This window comes from Pseudomonas sp. B12(2026) (assembly GCF_057767015.1).
This window is the reverse complement of record NZ_CM173430.1, coordinates 1,737,458-1,753,665: the sequence shown is the minus strand read 5'-3', so window position 1 is coordinate 1,753,665 and position 16,208 is coordinate 1,737,458. Positions and strand designations below refer to the sequence as shown.

Here is a 16,208-nt window from a genome sequence, read left to right as displayed (position 1 = left end):
GCCCCTGTGTCATAGCCGAAACCCGCATGCCATAGGGCTTCTCGCTATAAGCCGCAACGCTGACTAGCGAGTCCGAACACATGTCACGGCACTGACGGCAAGTCACATGGCGACCAGCAGAGTCGACGGGCGGTAAGAACTGCCCCGAAAACTCGTTCAAAATGCGTGAAATTCATCAGCGGACAAAGGAAACCACGCCGAAGAGCAACGGCGATCCAGCGGAGTCTGGGTGACATCAACCCGCAAGAAGACATGCCGAATGCGAAGTACCCTTTTGACATGCCTTTCCATAGGCTTGGCGACTTTCTTGGCCGCCACTGAGGCAACTGCCTCTACCCAAACCACGCGCACCTACCGCCCCGCGCCGCTGGAGCTTCGCGTTCCGGTCCAGGGCAGCGCCCTGCTGACCCTCAACGCCAGGCCGGTCAAACCGGCCGCACCGGCGAAGAGCGAAGCGCATCAGGTCACCCAGCGCGCCTACAGCATGATCGGCACGCCCTACCGCTGGGGCGGCACCTCGCCCAAGCGCGGCTTCGACTGCAGCGGGCTGGTCAACTATGTCTACCGCAACGTCGATGAAGTGGACCTGCCGCGCACCGCGCGCGCGATCTACAACATGCGCAGCAACCCGAAGGTGGCGCGCGGCGAGCTGCGGCCCGGCGACCTGGTGTTCTTCCGCATCCACAACCGCCGCAACGTCGACCATGTCGGCATCTACGTCGGCGGCAACCAGTTCGTCCATGCCCCGCGCCGCGGCGAGAAAGTCCGCGTCTCGAACCTCAACGGCAGCTACTGGAAGCGTCACTTCCTGGCGGCCAGGCGCGTCCTGCCGGAAACCCTGGCCAAGGCCGATCTGCCCGGCCGCCGCTTCAACTGACAGCGAAGGCTCTCCCCTCGCGGGAGAGCGCCCCCTCAGCCTTTCGCCTCGAAGGCATCGCGACGCGCCTGCCGACGCAGCAGGCGCGCGCTGTCCCAGCCGGTCAACAGCACCGCCACCCAGATCGGTCCGTAGGTCCACAACTGTGCCGGCTGGAAGGCTTCGCCCAGGAACAGCACGGCAATCGCGAACAACAGCACCGGCTCGACGTAGCTGAGAATCCCGAACAGCCCCATGGGCAGCAGCCGGCTGGCGGCCATCATGGCGCCGAAGGCCAGCGCACTGATCAGCCCCAGTACCGGCAACAGCGTCCACAAGCGCGGCACTTCCTCCAGCACCTGGCCGCTACCGGTCAGCCACAGCGTGAGGACGGCGAACGGCAGCAGCACGGCCATCTCGAAGACGAAGCCGGACAGCGAATCCACGCCCATCCTGCGGCGCAACATGAAATACGGCGGATAGCCCAGCGCGGTGATCAGGGTGAACCAGGAAAACGCCCGGGTCAGCCACAGTTCATGCGCCACACCGGCCACCGCGAAAGCCACGGCGACGGCCTGCAGCGGGGTGAGACGCTCGCCGTAGAACACCCGGCCGCAGAGCACCATGGTCAGCGGCAGCAGGAAATATCCCAGGGACAGCTCCAGCGTGCGCCCGACCATGGGCGCCCAGATGAACACGCCCCACTGCACCAGCATCATCGCCGCCGTCAGCGGGAAACAGGCCAGCAGCCAGGGCTCGCGCAGCAGGCGCCGGCCCGCGCCGCGCAGCACGCCGCCCTGGCGGGTGAAGCACACCAGCAGCAACACCATGGGAATCGACCAGACCACCCGGTGAGCGATCACCTGGATGCTGGTCAGCGGCGCCAGCGTATGGATATAGCCCGGCAGGGTCACGAACAACAAAGACGACGCCAGGGACAGCGCCACGCCGCGTCCGGAGATATTCATGCGTGAATCTCCCGCTGACGGCGCAGGCCCAGGCGGTTGACGCCGAGGGAGGCGACGATCACCGCGCCGCCCAGCGCCAGGCGCGGCAGATCGGCCTGCTCGTTCCAGATCAGCAGGTTGATCAGCAGCCCCACCGGCACATGCAGGTTATTCATAACCGCCAGGGTGCCGGCATCCACCAGGGTGCCACCCTTGTTCCACCAGAACTGCCCCAGCGCGGTGGCCAGCAGGCCCATCCACACCAGCACGCCCCATTGCACCTGGGTGGTCGGCAACTTCTGCGGATTGCCGAACAGCAACCAGCCCGGCAACGCGATCAGCAGCGCGCCGACGAAGAAGTAGCCGAAGCGGCGGAACTGCGGGATATCCGAGGGATAGCGCTGCACCAGATGCTTGTACAGCACCTGGCCGGCGGCGAAGGTGGCGTTGGCCAGCTGCAGCAGTAGGAAGCCCTCGATATAGTCGCCACTGACGCCGTCGTAGCGGATGATCGCGGCGCCCAGTACCGCCACCACGGCAGCCAGCAAGGCCCAGGCGTTGAAGCGTCGATTCAGCGCATCGTCGATCAGCGCCACGTGCAATGGCGTCAGCACGGTGAACAGCAGCACCTCGGGCACCGTGAGCACACGGAAACTCTGGTAGAGGCAGACGTAGGTGATGCCGAACTGCAGCGCCCCCGCCAGCATCACCCCCGCGACGAAGCGAGGATGCACCCCGCGCCAGCGGGTCAGCGGCAGAAACACCAGGCCAGCGAGCACGACACGGGTCAGCACCGCGAAATAGCTGTCGACCTGCCCAGCGAGGTACTCGCCGATCAGACTGAAGGAGAACGCCCAGAGGACGGTAACGAAAAGCAGGTATGGCATGAGTGGCGCGACCGGAACGGGGCAAGCACCATAACGCCTGTCTCACATCAGAGAAAGTGCTGCGCGCCCGCCGCCTGCGAAAGGCAGAAACGAAAAAGGGCGACCGAAGTCGCCCTTTTCCTTGGATGAGGAAGCAGGGATTAGCCCTGGTTCTCCATCTGAGCACGGATCAGGTCACCGATGGTGGTCGGACCAGTGCTTTCTGCGTCTTGCTTGCTACGCAGTTCTTTCATCGCATCCTTCTCGTCATCAACGTCCTTGGACTTGATGGAGAGGGAAATGACGCGGCTCTTGCGGTCGATGCTGATGATCTTGGCTTCGACTTCTTCGCCTTCCTTCAGAACGTTGCGAGCGTCTTCAACGCGGTCACGGCTGATTTCGGAGGCTTTCAGGATGCCTTCGATTTCGCCGCCCAGGCTGATGACAGCGCCCTTGGCGTCAACTTCCTTCACGGTGCCGCGAACGATGGTGCCCTTCTCGTGCATCGAGGCGTAGTTGGAGAACGGATCGTCTTCCAGCTGCTTGATGCCCAGGGAGATGCGCTCACGCTCCGGATCAACGGAGAGGATGACGGTTTCCAGCTCGTCGCCCTTCTTGAAGCGGCGAACGGCTTCTTCGCCGACTTCGTTCCAGGAGATGTCGGACAGGTGAACCAGACCGTCGATGCCACCTTCCAGGCCGATGAAGATACCGAAATCGGTGATCGACTTGATGGTGCCGGAGATCTTGTCGCCCTTGTTGAAGCGGCCGGAGAAGTCTTCCCACGGGTTGGACTTGCACTGCTTGATGCCCAGGGAGATACGACGACGCTCTTCGTCGATGTCCAGAACCTGAACTTCCACTTCGTCGCCAACCTGAACGACTTTCGACGGGTGGATGTTCTTGTTGGTCCAGTCCATTTCGGAGACGTGTACCAGGCCTTCCACGCCCTCTTCCAGCTCGGCGAAGCAGCCGTAGTCGGTGAGGTTGGTGACGCGCGCGGTAACGCGGGTGCCTTCCGGGTAACGAGCCTTGATGGCAACCCATGGGTCTTCGCCCAGTTGCTTCAGGCCCAGGGAGACGCGGTTGCGCTCGCGGTCGAACTTCAGAACCTTGACATCGATCTCGTCGCCAACGTTGACGATTTCCGACGGATGCTTGATGCGCTTCCAGGCCATGTCGGTGATGTGCAGCAGACCATCGACGCCGCCCAGGTCAACGAACGCACCGTAGTCGGTGAGGTTCTTGACGATACCTTTGACCTGCTGGCCTTCCTGCAGGGATTCCAGCAGAGCTTCGCGCTCGGCGCTGTTCTCGGCTTCCAGGACGCTGCGGCGGGAAACGACAACGTTGTTGCGCTTCTGGTCCAGCTTGATGACCTTGAACTCGAGCTCTTTGCCTTCCAGGTGAGTGGTGTCGCGTACCGGACGCACGTCGACCAGCGAACCCGGCAGGAACGCGCGGATGCCGTTGACGTCGACGGTGAAGCCACCCTTGACCTTGCCGTTGATGACGCCCTTGACCACTTCGTCGGCAGAGAAAGCAGCTTCCAGAACAATCCAGCTCTCGGCACGCTTGGCTTTCTCGCGGGACAGCTTGGTTTCACCGAAGCCATCTTCTACCGCGTCCAGCGCAACGTGGACTTCGTCACCCACATTGATGGTCAGCTCGCCCTGTTCGTTGTAGAACTGCTCGACCGGGATGACGCCCTCGGACTTGAGGCCGGCATGGACGGTGACCCAGTCACCATCGATGTCGACCACGATGCCGGTGATGATTGCACCCGGCTGCATGTCGAGGGATTTCAGACTTTCTTCAAAGAGTTCTGCGAAGCTTTCGCTCATGTCTATACCTGTAGTCAAAGGCCTGTAGGCCCGATTCCGCGTCACCAGCAGACACGGTCAAGTGATGAAAAAGAAGCCCGCAGGATCAAGACTGGTATCCTGCCGGCCCCCTGTTGCACCCGCCGAAACGGGTACTCCACATTCAGATTTCAAGGGAACGCTCCGCTTAATATAGACGGAACCCTCCCGATACAAGGTCTGGAATGTTAGCAACGCTCCACTGCTGCGTCAATTGGAGCTGAACGACGCACGGACGCTTCCCCACCACTCCACACAGCGCCGCAACGGGGCAGTCAGGCGCCAGGAGCGACTCTCGAACATCTGATCCAGTTGGAAGCCTAAACTGTCGGCATGATGCCGAAGGGCCTGCAGTTCCTGCACCAGGTCTTGTGCATGCATCTGTGACGCCTGCAATTTCTCCTGCCAGCCACTTTCGGCCAGGCGGAACCAGCTTTCAGCTTCCGCACGCCCGGCCTGCTCCTGCCGAACGGTGTGTTCGAGCATCGAAATCCACGCCGCCTGCTCCCGGCAGTTGCTCTCAACCTGGCGGAGCCAGCTTTCGGCTTCCGCACGTCCAGCCTGCTCCTGTCGAATGGTGTGTTCGAGCGTCGAAATCCACGCCGCATGCTCCCGGTAGTTGCTCTCAACCTGGCGGAGCCAGCTTTCGGTTTCCGCACGTCCAGCCTGTTCCTGTCGAATGGTGTGTTCGAGCGTCGAAATCCACTCAGTCAGTTCCGCCTCTCGACGCAACCGATCCTCACTACATTGCCGCAAACGCACCTCTTGGTGCTGGCAGAACTGGCCGGTCGTCCAGAGTTCCATGTCCCACTGGCCACATTGCCGGAGGACTGGCCAGAGATCGGCAAACCGTCCATCAAGCCGCTCGATATCGCCAGGCAGGAGTCGCTCATGGTTACGAGCCTGGTCGACACTTAAGGCGAGCAGAATCCGATGCAGGCGCACAAGGTCCGGGAAGCTGTCCGGATGCTGCTCCAGCGCCTCCGGATCGTAGGCAGCGTGGCGCAATCCGGGGTCGAACACCTGACTCCTGAACCGTTCCAGCATCTGCGGGGCGGGCTGCAGACCCAGCCATGCCGCCACTTCGCCCAGAGCCATCGCCGGCTGCTCGAGGAACCGGTCATAGTCGACGACCACGAATCGCTTGCCGCCAGCGAATTGCAGTGCCCGCACCATGTGCTCATACCAGAGCAGCAGGCCCTTGCTGGTCGAAAAGCCATCCCGGGTAGTCAGCGATGCCGCCACACTGAGCGGGTTTCGCAGGGGAATCAACAGCCAGTAGTCGATCTTCAGGCGATCCAGCACCGGCCCCCATATATCCATCAAACGTGGCAGACGCGGATCCTTCAGACCGAATAGCCCCTCGCCCCGTAGCCGTGACTTCAGCCAGCGGGCGATTTGCAGTTGGAAACGCCACCGGGTACCAGACGACATCCGCGTGCAGTCCACCCCCAATGTCGAGGACGTCGCCCCCAATGCCTGATACATGCGCTCATTGAGTTCCACCACAGCCCGATCCTCCCAGAACCCCTTGGGATTGTCGGGAGCCGGTCCTATCAGCTCACTACCGTAGTCGACACCCATTCCCTCCAGTGCTGCAGAAAGCAGGCTCGTACCTGAGCGGTGCATACCGAGGGTTATCACCAGTCGCCTCACCGGACCACCCCGACCTGTTTGCCCGGCGAAGCCTCCAGCCCTCGCCTTCGCCGGCTCGGCAATATCCATTGATCGACGACCGGGCGAGTGTTCAAGTAGTTTTCGTAGAACTGGGCGAACTGCGACCTGTCCATCAGTTCCGGCAGCCGGTAAACCACATCGGCAATGGCGTCGAGCCACTCCGGCAACTTCCGCCTGGACTCCGACAACACGTGCAGCGAACGGCCACCAAGGCGCGCCACCAGCACCTCAAGTGCAACGTCCTCGTTCTGACTATCCGCTCCCAGATACAGGGCGAGGACACCCTGTGGAGGCCATCGATACTGGGAGGGGCGCGACAGATTGCAGAACGGGTTGTCGGTTGGTCTGCACTGCTGGCCAGCCGTCAGACCTCTCCGCCAGGAGGCATCGTGAAACAGACGAGGATGAGCCCGACGCAGCATGCATTTGATTTGCCTGACATTGCGTCTGGCGAGCCCTAGCCGTGACTCACCGTGCTTCCGGTAAAGCAACATCGGCTCCTTGAGCACCGCACCCCGAATGCCCAGGCTGGCCATACGCATCCAGAAATCCCAGTCCTCGTATAGCAGCCCACGGTCTTCGCTGAACCCGGCAACACGGACCCAATCATCCCGATGGAACACGGCGGAGACGCCCAGGTGATTGACGAAGCGCAGCAGGCCCGGATGCAGATCAAAGGTGTGCCAGACACCACTCCCGCCGCCAAAGAACTCGATCCAGCCATGCACCAGGCGTACGCCAAGGTCACTTTCGAGCACCATGGCGCACTTCTCCAGATAAGAGTCGGCCAGGCAGTCATCGGAATCCAGGCAACAGATATAGCGACCCCCCGCATGTCGAATGCCCAGATTGCGCGCGGCCCCCGGCCCGGCATTGGGCTGGCGTAACAGGCGTATGGCGGTCATCCGCTTGAGCAGCGCCAGCAGATGCAGGGTTCGTCGATCCGTCGAGCCGTCATCCACCACTATGACCTCGAAGTCCCGCAGCGTCTGCGAATGCAGACTGCGCAGGGTGTCCAGCAGGAATCGACCATGGTTGTGGCAAGGCACCACCACACTGATAAGAGGCAGGCGGGGGTCCCAGCGCGCCCCCCTTGCCCCTCGCGCCAGCACCGGTAATCGTGAGCATTGGTGCATGAACCGGAACAGGACTGACCGACCCAACCGACGAATCCCGGAGTGAAGACGCATCATGGACGCTCGACTTCAGCCGTTGTGACGGCATTTCGCGGAGCATATCCGGGAATGGCCAGGAGGCCGGCCTTGAACGCCTGCCAGGAGTGTCGTTGCAGAACCATAGCCTGAGCATCTGCCGCCTTCAGACGGGCACTCTCGGCATCAGCGAGAATTTCCCGCAGGGCCTGGACAAAACGCGGCGCCCCAGCATCGGCCGGCAACAGATATCCGCGAGCATCGGACACCAGTTCGGCAACCCCGCCCACGTCGGGAGTCACGATGGGAAGCCCTGCCGCCGCAGCCTCCAGCAGGACGTTGGGCAATCCGTCATAGGCGGAGGTATAGAGAAAAGCCGCGTAACCACCGGCCAGGGCGATGCTCCAGAAGTCATCGAAAGCCCCAGCCATTCGAACGTTCGGCAATGCCCGCAAGCGCTGCAGCAGCCCGGCATCGCACTCTGGTGCCGCGTCGCCAAAGACATCGAAACCGATGTCCGGAGCCGACGCCGCTATGGCGTAGAGCAGTTCGGGACGTTTCTGCGCAGCCAGGCGCCCGGCCCAGAGCACCCGCGCACCGTTCGGAGAAGGTTCGCTGATGGCCCCTGTATAGGGGAAGTACAAGGCGTGCAGATTCTTTGCAGGCACGCCATCACGCCGCTGGATTTCGTGTTTGAACCGCTGATTGTCGGTAATGATTCCAGTCAGGTAGGCGCTGCTGGTTGGCACGTAATCGGTGGCGTACCCGCAACGCATGCCATTGCGATCGAAGTCGTCGCAGTAAAGGCTGGCGTACAGCGACTTGCCGCTGCTGAGCAGAGCCTTGCCGAAACCGTCGAACAACTGCCAACCCAACTGCGAGTTGATGAGATGGATAGTGGTTGCGGGCGACTGCAGCAACAGCCGCAAAAGCACCAGGCGCCGGTCCTCCTCCGAAGCCTCTCGCGCAATGCGACCGTACTCGACGACTCGGGCATTGTCCGGCAACCGATGTAGCCAGGGAGATGGTACGTCACGCGTCACCACCACGGTCACTCGCCATCCCAGCTCTCCGCACAGCCGGACATGATGAAGAACGCCCAGATCGGCACCGCCACGCATCATGTGCGGAATGAGGAAGATCACCTGCGGCTGGCTTTCGACGAAGTCGGCGACCAGTTGTCGGTAAAGGCACGCCGCATAGGTGTCCTCGACCGGCTGCCAGGCGTGATACCGGGCCAGCAATTTCGGAGTGGGGTACAAGGTCGGCTCGATGAGCGCCAGCTCGCGCAACTCGTCGGCAATCCAATCAGGAACCACGGGCGACGCCGCCCTGGGATGAATATCGAGCACCTCTTGCGCCCCACCCTGCACAGGCTGTGCACCAATGGGGGCGTCCAGGAAATAATGGCGGCGAACCCGGCGACAGAAGCGGACAAATCGCTGCATCTGGTGCTCGCTCAGACACCGACGCAAGACTTGCGTCAACGAAAAATACCCTTGCCATGCAACACGGGCGAGCATGCCATCGACTCTCAACTTCATTTCATGCCCCGCTGATTCCACAGATCGGCCGCAAAGAACGAACCCGGCCGTACCACGACCTGCTGCTGCAGCCCCAGACTCTGACGCGAGCCCACAGCCTTGCGCCGGTAGAAGAGCGCGGTTCCGGAGGCAATCGTGTGCTGGTATCCAGCGGCCAGCACACACAGGCTCCAGTCCCAGTCCTCATAGCCAAAGCCGTTGTATTCCATGTCGGCCTGCCGATAGCGGCACTGGTCGAACAACGTCCGATGGGCGAAGACCGTGGACGCCCAAAGGTGGTGCTTGAAGCAGGTCTCCAGACTACCGGCGCCGGTCAGTTGATCGGTCTGCCGCGTCAGTTCCCAGCAGCCGCCAAAGGTCAGCAGGTAGTCGGGATGCACCACGACCCGTTCCCGGCTGCGCAATACCCGGACAGACTCGGCTATCCAGTTCGCGGAGCAATAGTCATCGCCATCCAGAATGCCTATCCACTCGCCGGACGATTGCTCGATACCGTGATTTCTCGCCATGCCGGGATCGCCATACTTCGAGCTCAGCAGCCGATCGCTGCCACGTAATACCGGATGCGATGCCACCATCCGCCGGGTGCGAGCATCCGCTCGATCCAAGACGGCAATCAGTTGTACCTGCAGCCCTTCGCGCTCTGCCGCAATGCGCATCCGCTCGAATCCCAGCAGAGCCCAGTGCGCGATGCCGCCTTCGGCATGGAAGGTCATCACCACCGAAACCTGACCGGCGCCACTCTCTCCAGGTGACAGGGCAAGCCCATCTCGCTGGTCTGCAGAAGCTCCTGCGTTGCTATTTGGCATGGAAACATCACTCACAGAATGTATTGCAGCCGCTCGGCCACATCGCACAACACGCCAGCGACCAGATCGCGCTCCGGAGGCGGCAACTCCTTCCGCCAGGAGACAGGTGCCATGGTCGGCAGCGGCTCCTGGGTCAACAACAGCTCAGTCATCGCCTCGGGAGCGACGATCAGGTCCTCGTACCGCAACCAGCGCACCCGCGGCCCCGCCTCCAGCAACCGGATGACCAGGAAGCGCCACCAGAGGGCTCGCCGCAACGCAGGATTGCCAAGATCGGAGATATTCCGGAGCATCCCGCGCTCCCGCTCGCTGAGCTCGGGGTCGTCGGGATTACCCAGCGGCTGGGACGCCAGATCGGCATCGCGCAAGTGCTCGAAGGTCGACGCCCAGGAGGCGAGGCAGTCGTAGGGATGGCGTACCAGCGCGATGACCTGCGCCTTCGGCATCACCCGCAGCAGAGCCGGCAAGCGGACCAGGTAAGCCAGGGTATTCTTGGTTCCCAGCGTGAATCCCGCCTCAGGTGAGGAAACCAGGTATGGCAATGCAACGTCCTGCTGGTGCGCCGTATCGTCGACCAGACGTCCGTCGACATGCTTGTTCAGTACCGGCCGTCCAGCCAGGATTTCCCTCCGCAGCTCCGCATAAAAGCGCGGAATCCCCCAGGGCTCCGGCTCCCGGATCAGGCTCTGGAAGATTTGCGAAGGCTCATTGATGACCACGGTCTGCCGGCGTTCGGACAGTAGCCGGCAGAGAAAACTGGTTCCACTCCTGGGCAACCCGGTGATGAGGAGATCCGTGGCCTGGCTGGCGGTCTCCTGCGCTCCCCCGGCGGCACCCAACACCGCACTCATATCGCGGCGGAGTTGGCGCCATGCCGGATTCGCCTCGAGTGTCCGGGCCAGTTCGGGCCATCTCGATTGCAGCGTTTGCAGGTCCTGCAGCAGCGCCGGCTCGCGGGCCAGAACCTCGGGATCATGGTAGTGACAGAAGCAAGGGTCGTTACCAGCAGCCAGCGGCTTACAGTGCAGCGGATAGTTGTAGCGCTCGCCCAGTACTTCCGTGCGCCGCGGCAGATGAGCCAAAGCCAGCGGCAATGCCAATTGATCCAGCCACGGCCACTTGTGGTCGATCTCGGCGGCTGCCTCGATCTCACGGGCAATCTGCAGCCATAGTTGTGCGAACTCGGCAGCCCCGCGCACCCAGATGAAACCGGCATTGAAATAGGGCGGCATGAGGTCGCCCGACAGGCTGGCCAATACCCGCGCCTCGGGCAGCGCCAACCCCACCAGCGCATACAAGCGCTCCCAGTAGCTCGCCGAGACCGGCACCAGCGCGAGATCGGCTGGTTTCAGAGCGGCCTCGTGCCGTTGCAGATAGGCGAGGTCCGGAACAGCCCGACAATACATGTCGCTGTCGAGGAACAGGCAGTGGCCGTCAGAGCCACCCAGCGCCAGCGCAGCGAACTTGTTGCCGATGGGGTAGCCGGTGCCGAAGGGATTCTCGATCGGCTGGCATTCAATCTCCAGGCGCGCAAGCAACTGTTCCGTCGAAGGGCTCAAGGCTCCCCAAAGGTGATCTGGCTTGGCCACCGCCGCGACGATGCGCAGCCTGCGATCAAAGCCTAGCCTCGCGCGCAACGAAGCAGCCAGAACTGCCGACTTGGCCTCCAGCGCGCCGCCATGGATGACGAAGACAATTGTGACTGGCACTCCCGGCTGACTTTCTGAACGGACGTCCTGGTTCATGCTGGTAGCGCCTCGACCGAACCATGCAGGTTCACCACCGCATCGAAGCGCTTCAATGGGCTTTCCACCCGGAAGGGAGTAGCGCCCACCCGCTTGTCCAGCAGCACCTGAACCTTCTCCGACAGGGCATCGTCCAGACGGAGAGTCAACGCATAATCGCCATCCTGCAGGTCAGCTACAAAACTGAAGCGCACACGAATCAGGCCATCGTCACCTGCAGCCAGCGCAACCCCCAACTGGCTATTGTTGACTGCATACAGGTTGTAGCCGCGCACATCGCGCAGTACCAGGGTGATTCTGGGACAACGTGCGGGCTGGAACAGCCGGACACTCACCTCCAGGCCAACGCGCTCGCCACTGATGAAATAGCCACGCTCGGCTCCCTCGCCAACCAACGCCACGGACTGGATACAGCCATGCCCAGTACCGATAGCCGGGCCGTCTCGACGAGGCTCCGGCGGGCTCGCCAAGGGTTTGCTGCTGGCTGGCGTAGTGTCTCGTAGATAAAGCTCACAACCGGTTTCGCAATCCCCGTCGAACTGGACAAGCCCCTCCTTCAGGTAGATGACTCGGTTGCAGTAAGCCTTTATCAACTGCAGGTCATGGGAAACCAGGACAATCGTCACTCCTCGTTGAAGAAGTTGATCCAGGCGGCTCAGGCATTTGAACTGGAACTGGGCATCGCCGACCGCCAGCGCTTCATCGACGATGACGATATCGGCATCGACATGGGCCGTGATTGCAAAGGCAAGGCGCACAACCATACCGCTGGAGTAGGTTTTGACCGGTTGATCGATGAACTCGCCGATTTCAGCAAACTCGATGATCGAGGCCTGGCGAGCAGCAAGCTCTTCCGCACTCAAACCGAGCAGCCGGGCAGTGAACTCAATGTTTCTGCGGCCGGTTTCCTCCGAATCGAAACCGGTCCCCAATTCCAGCAATGCGGCAATACGCCCCCTACGAAAGACGGTGCCAACAGAGGGCGAGACGGTGCCGGCAAGCACTTGCAGCAGCGTCGACTTGCCGCTGCCATTGCGCCCGATGACTCCCAGCACTTCACCACGCGCGACCTCGAAGGAAACCTCCCGCAGCGCCCAGAACTCTCGATGGAAACCAAAACGCTCGCCCAACAGAACGTGCAGGAAACGCCGTCCGGAGCTTTCGAAGATATGGAACATCTTCCCCAGTCGGTCAGTACGAATGACCCAGGTCGAATCATCAGCCATGTACAGCAACACTCACGAGAAGTAAGAAATCATCTTTTCGTTGATCTTCCGAACATCAAATCTGGCTTCGGCAATCCTTCGACTTTCCCGCCCCATCTTCGCGATCAGCAGTGGGTCGTTGACGAACCGTTCCATGGACTCGGCGATATGCTGCGGGCTTCTTATCGGCACTAAAAATCCATTGACCCCATCCTCGATACTTTCGCGGCACCCGACGGAATCAGTGGTGATGATCGGCCGGCCGACAGCCATGGCTTCCTGTATGGTTCTCGGCAAGCCTTCGCGGTAATAGGAGGGGTAAACAAGAACGCTGGAGCAGCCCAGCCATTCCCGTACATCGGAAACTCGCCCTACCCAGCGAATCACCCCCTCGCCCACCCACTGACTGACTTCCTCTCGGAACATCGAACCAGGGTTTGCATCTACGTCGCCAACCACAACGAACTCAACCAGGGGATATTTGGCTTTGACCAGTCTTGCGGCGGCGACGAAGTCCGCTACACCCTTCTCGCGCAACAGTCGCCCCACGAAAGAAAAGATCACCGGCTCGATGACTGGCTGCCGCTCCCGGAACCGCTGGAGATCCAGACCGATCCCCGGCAGCATAGTGACCTTGCGGCCATCGACCAGCCCTCCGCCCACGAAAAGCCGATAGTCATCCGCGTTCAGCAGAAAGACCCGGGACGATGTGCCAAGGCTGAGCCGATACAGGCAACTGACCAGGGTTTTCAGAAGGGCACGGGAAAAGGACATGGCGCTATCGGAATAGACATACCCAGCGCCTTCGATAAGGGAATAAACACGATTGACCCGTGAAACCCTCGCGGCCAATCCACCATAGATGACCGGTTTGGCGAAGTAGCTGAGCACTGCATCGATCCTCAGTTCTTTCAACCGCGCAGCCAGTTCCCAAATGACTTTCACAGCGTTGAACGGGCTAAGTCCCACCCGATCCATTGCGACCGTTACGGGTATGGCGCCCAGCGTGCGGATCTGACGCTCTGTCCAGACATCGTAATCCGGTGCGAATGCAAAAACTTCAACGCCACGGGAAACCAAGTCCCGAATGAGATCCCCACGAAAGTTGACAATGGAAAATGCCTGATTCGACACAACGGCCATACGATTGAACTTCATCCGCACAAAGCCTTTAGGGACGCACTTAATAACCAACCACCAATGACACAAACAAAGGAAGAGGCGGCACTTAATCCGCCTCTTCCGGGCAACTAATTATTTTGATTAGTTGCGATTATTGCCTGCCTTGTGGTTAGTGACAGTCGACGGACCAGAGTCGCCGTTGAAATTACCCTGGGTAGTGCCGGTCATGTTATTCAGGGTGCCATTAGGAGAGCGAATCAGACCCAATGCCTCACAGGTCGGGAATTCACCTTCCATTACCAGGCGAGCACGGCCGTTGGCACCATTCCAGTCGTTACCATCGACCCCGAAGGCGGCGGCAACTTCCTTGATGCTATACACACCCGTCTCATGCGACTTCAGCACGCTCTTTCCGGTACTGTCGGTGATGTAGGCACTGCCAGTTTCCGGATAACGCTTGCCGTTCTGGTCATACAGAACGCCACGTACCTTGCCATTGCGACCGTCATCGCTGGTGTTGGTCAGGCGGATGAAGAACGCATCCTGGTTGTTGGCTGACGGCAGGTTGAACAGGCTGGCAACGCAGCTGCTCTTCCAGAAGTGGTCGATCTGAGCTCCCTTGATCACACGGTCCACATAACGCACGTTACCGAAGTCAACGCTCAACGGACCAACGTTGAAGCTCTGTTGGGCCATCATGGCGGCAGTTCCACTGGCGACGGCACAAATGTTGTAGGTCCGGTTGACATCTGCATTATGCAGACTGATCGCCAACTTCGAAATACCGTCCGCCCCCCGGCTCTCAGCTATTTTCGCGGAGTCCCAGGAGTAAACGGCAGCACTTGCATGATCCGAGCAATTTCCATCTACCAGAGCTACGGACGAAAGACCAGAGAAGTTACCCGAGATATAGCTTTCGATCTTGTCACTGCCGTTGAAACCAAACACGTTCCGACCATCTTCGTTCAGCACATCGGGATTCACACCCAGGCGGACAGAACCGAGTCGTTGGTAATCAGCACCATAGTTTGCCGGATCACTGAAACCTACCAGGGCAGTAACGTTCGTGTCGAAGGTCTTGTCCTGGTTCGCCAGGTCCAGGGAGTTGAGAACCTGATAGGATCCCCACTGACTGGTGTTCAGCACATCCCAGTAAACTGCCGGCAGAGACGTGAAGACCATGAATGGAGCGGCAGAGTCATTATTTTCGGCGCTCAGAGCATTGGCACCGGTAGTGGTATCCAACTGGGCAGATACCGTCACTTGGAATCGACGTTCATTCAGCGGGTCATTCAACTTAGAGACCTGCGGATTGAACGATTGGCCAACGAAAGTATTGTCCCCCTGCAACGGTGCACGCAGATGGTCGACTTTGGCTGGTGCGGAAGATGTAGTGCCGTTGGTACGAAACAGGAAGTGAACAATGCCGTGCGCGGGAGCCACTGCGGTCGCAGCCGCGATTTCAGCAGCACCTGCAGTATCCAGAGTCAGACTCAGGGTGTTGACACCAACACCAGTAGTAATGGCGAAACCGGTCCCAGCAGCCAAGTTGCCGATCTTGATCTGATTTGGGGAAATCTGGTTGGCGAACTGGGCAACAGTACGATCCAGCGTCAGTTTGATGGTATGCCCCTGAGCAGCATGTACCGCCTTGGTCAGGTCAATGGCGTAATCCAGGTCCGGCAGGTCGAACTGGGTGGATTCGGAAAGGTTGCCGAAGATTTCCTGGGCGATAGTGATGTTCGCGGCGCGGCTGGAATAATTCGCGCCAGTCTCAACGCTCACACCTGGAACATAGTTAGTCTGGCCAGGGCCATACTGGCTTACTTCCCCCGGAGAGTTTTCGGTCACAGAAGGGTTTGAACTCGGGCCAGTGATGATATTGACCACCCCCGCCCCCGCATTCGCAAAGCTTGCAAACATGGCAGATGCGATTGCGGCACCCAGCAGCGTTTTCTTCAACATTTAGACTCACTCCCAATATCATTGACTATTCATTTATTTCTCACCCTCAACCAACCCGAGGGCAGAGTGCTCGACATCCGAAGCAGGGAGGAAGTATCAGTTTCCTGTATTTCTGCTCACTATCGCTCGCCTCCTCAGTAGTTGGCCAACCACCAGGAGATCGATGAACGCGTTGTCGAACTTCTCTTCAGCTGTCCTGTGTCATGTACAACGATTTCACACAGCTAAAACCGCTCCCTTATGGCTCACGATTTCCGGAGGCTTTATACAGCTCAGAAAGTGATCGCAACAACAGACAATGCGGTTATTTGAGGGGAAAAATAGAAACAAAGAAAATTCATCAAGCCTGCGGTAAAAAAACCTTCAGAAGATTCTCACACCTCAAAAATCCCCATGAGCAACTCAAAAAAAAGCCCCGCACCAACAGTGCGAGGCTGCAATGAAAACCGACTGGAACAG

Annotated in this window: 12 protein-coding genes; 1 reads left to right on the top strand and 11 read right to left on the bottom strand. The window is 60.1% G+C overall.

Annotation, left to right across the window (positions count from 1 at the left end; all coding sequences use genetic code 11):
• Positions 1-259 precede the first annotated feature (259 nt).
• Positions 260-877, top strand: a complete 618-nt coding sequence (locus AC3B6A_RS08140) for a C40 family peptidase (RefSeq protein ID WP_488401883.1) — start codon at positions 260-262, stop codon at positions 875-877.
• 35 nt (positions 878-912) lie between these two features.
• On the opposite strand, the gene rarD is transcribed toward AC3B6A_RS08140, so the two are convergent.
• From rarD to AC3B6A_RS08085, 11 genes are all read right to left on the bottom strand, one after another.
• Positions 913-1,824 carry an EamA family transporter RarD gene (rarD, locus tag AC3B6A_RS08135; protein WP_488401881.1) on the bottom strand — a complete coding sequence of 304 codons (912 nt, stop codon included), beginning with the start codon at positions 1,822-1,824 and terminating at the stop codon, positions 913-915.
• Positions 1,821-2,690: a carboxylate/amino acid/amine transporter gene (locus AC3B6A_RS08130; RefSeq protein WP_488401879.1), complete on the bottom strand. Its 870-nt coding sequence runs from the start codon at positions 2,688-2,690 to the stop codon at positions 1,821-1,823. Before AC3B6A_RS08130 ends, rarD begins: the two co-directional genes overlap by 4 nt.
• Positions 2,691-2,830: 140 nt before the next feature.
• Positions 2,831-4,513: a 30S ribosomal protein S1 gene (gene rpsA / locus AC3B6A_RS08125; RefSeq protein WP_488401877.1), complete on the bottom strand. Its 1,683-nt coding sequence runs from the start codon at positions 4,511-4,513 to the stop codon at positions 2,831-2,833.
• Between the two features lie 228 nt (positions 4,514-4,741).
• On the bottom strand, positions 4,742-6,115 hold the full coding sequence (locus tag AC3B6A_RS08120; RefSeq protein WP_488401875.1) for a sulfotransferase family protein: 1,374 nt from the start codon (positions 6,113-6,115) through the stop codon (positions 4,742-4,744).
• A gap of 68 nt (positions 6,116-6,183) precedes the next feature.
• Positions 6,184-7,401: a glycosyltransferase family 2 protein gene (locus tag AC3B6A_RS08115; protein WP_488401873.1), complete on the bottom strand. Its 1,218-nt coding sequence runs from the start codon at positions 7,399-7,401 to the stop codon at positions 6,184-6,186.
• Positions 7,398-8,903, bottom strand: a complete 1,506-nt coding sequence (locus AC3B6A_RS08110; protein WP_488401871.1) for a glycosyltransferase family 4 protein — start codon at positions 8,901-8,903, stop codon at positions 7,398-7,400. The genes AC3B6A_RS08115 and AC3B6A_RS08110 overlap by 4 nt, the downstream gene beginning before the upstream one ends.
• Positions 8,900-9,619 carry a glycosyltransferase gene (locus AC3B6A_RS08105; RefSeq protein WP_488401869.1) on the bottom strand — a complete coding sequence of 240 codons (720 nt, stop codon included), beginning with the start codon at positions 9,617-9,619 and terminating at the stop codon, positions 8,900-8,902. The genes AC3B6A_RS08110 and AC3B6A_RS08105 overlap by 4 nt, the downstream gene beginning before the upstream one ends.
• Before the next feature lie 104 nt (positions 9,620-9,723).
• Positions 9,724-11,457, bottom strand: a complete 1,734-nt coding sequence (locus tag AC3B6A_RS08100; RefSeq protein ID WP_488401868.1) for a sulfotransferase family protein — start codon at positions 11,455-11,457, stop codon at positions 9,724-9,726.
• Positions 11,454-12,683: an ABC transporter ATP-binding protein gene (locus AC3B6A_RS08095; RefSeq protein ID WP_488401866.1), complete on the bottom strand. Its 1,230-nt coding sequence runs from the start codon at positions 12,681-12,683 to the stop codon at positions 11,454-11,456. The genes AC3B6A_RS08100 and AC3B6A_RS08095 overlap by 4 nt, the downstream gene beginning before the upstream one ends.
• 12 nt (positions 12,684-12,695) lie before the next feature.
• Positions 12,696-13,820 (bottom strand): glycosyltransferase family 4 protein, encoded by a 1,125-nt coding sequence (locus AC3B6A_RS08090; protein WP_488401864.1) that lies wholly within the window; start codon positions 13,818-13,820, stop codon positions 12,696-12,698.
• Positions 13,821-13,925: 105 nt separating this feature from the next.
• A complete protein-coding gene (locus AC3B6A_RS08085) occupies positions 13,926-15,749 on the bottom strand; it encodes a hypothetical protein (protein ID WP_488401862.1) in 1,824 nt (607 codons plus the stop codon).
• Between the last annotated feature and the right edge of the window lie 459 nt (positions 15,750-16,208).

What these genes read in the sequence shown, in the direction of transcription:
- AC3B6A_RS08140 (WP_488401883.1), top strand. Translation starts at nt 260, where the DNA reads ATGCGAAGTACCCTTTTGACATGCCTTTCCATAGGCTTGGCGACTTTC.
- rarD (WP_488401881.1), bottom strand. Translation starts at nt 1,824, where the DNA reads ATGAATATCTCCGGACGCGGCGTGGCGCTGTCCCTGGCGTCGTCTTTG.
- AC3B6A_RS08130 (WP_488401879.1), bottom strand. Translation starts at nt 2,690, where the DNA reads ATGCCATACCTGCTTTTCGTTACCGTCCTCTGGGCGTTCTCCTTCAGT.
- rpsA (WP_488401877.1), bottom strand. Translation starts at nt 4,513, where the DNA reads ATGAGCGAAAGCTTCGCAGAACTCTTTGAAGAAAGTCTGAAATCCCTC.
- AC3B6A_RS08120 (WP_488401875.1), bottom strand. Translation starts at nt 6,115, where the DNA reads ATGGGTGTCGACTACGGTAGTGAGCTGATAGGACCGGCTCCCGACAAT.
- AC3B6A_RS08115 (WP_488401873.1), bottom strand. Translation starts at nt 7,401, where the DNA reads ATGATGCGTCTTCACTCCGGGATTCGTCGGTTGGGTCGGTCAGTCCTG.
- AC3B6A_RS08110 (WP_488401871.1), bottom strand. Translation starts at nt 8,903, where the DNA reads ATGAAGTTGAGAGTCGATGGCATGCTCGCCCGTGTTGCATGGCAAGGG.
- AC3B6A_RS08105 (WP_488401869.1), bottom strand. Translation starts at nt 9,619, where the DNA reads ATGACCTTCCATGCCGAAGGCGGCATCGCGCACTGGGCTCTGCTGGGA.
- AC3B6A_RS08100 (WP_488401868.1), bottom strand. Translation starts at nt 11,457, where the DNA reads ATGAACCAGGACGTCCGTTCAGAAAGTCAGCCGGGAGTGCCAGTCACA.
- AC3B6A_RS08095 (WP_488401866.1), bottom strand. Translation starts at nt 12,683, where the DNA reads ATGGCTGATGATTCGACCTGGGTCATTCGTACTGACCGACTGGGGAAG.
- AC3B6A_RS08090 (WP_488401864.1), bottom strand. Translation starts at nt 13,820, where the DNA reads ATGAAGTTCAATCGTATGGCCGTTGTGTCGAATCAGGCATTTTCCATT.
- AC3B6A_RS08085 (WP_488401862.1), bottom strand. Translation starts at nt 15,749, where the DNA reads ATGTTGAAGAAAACGCTGCTGGGTGCCGCAATCGCATCTGCCATGTTT.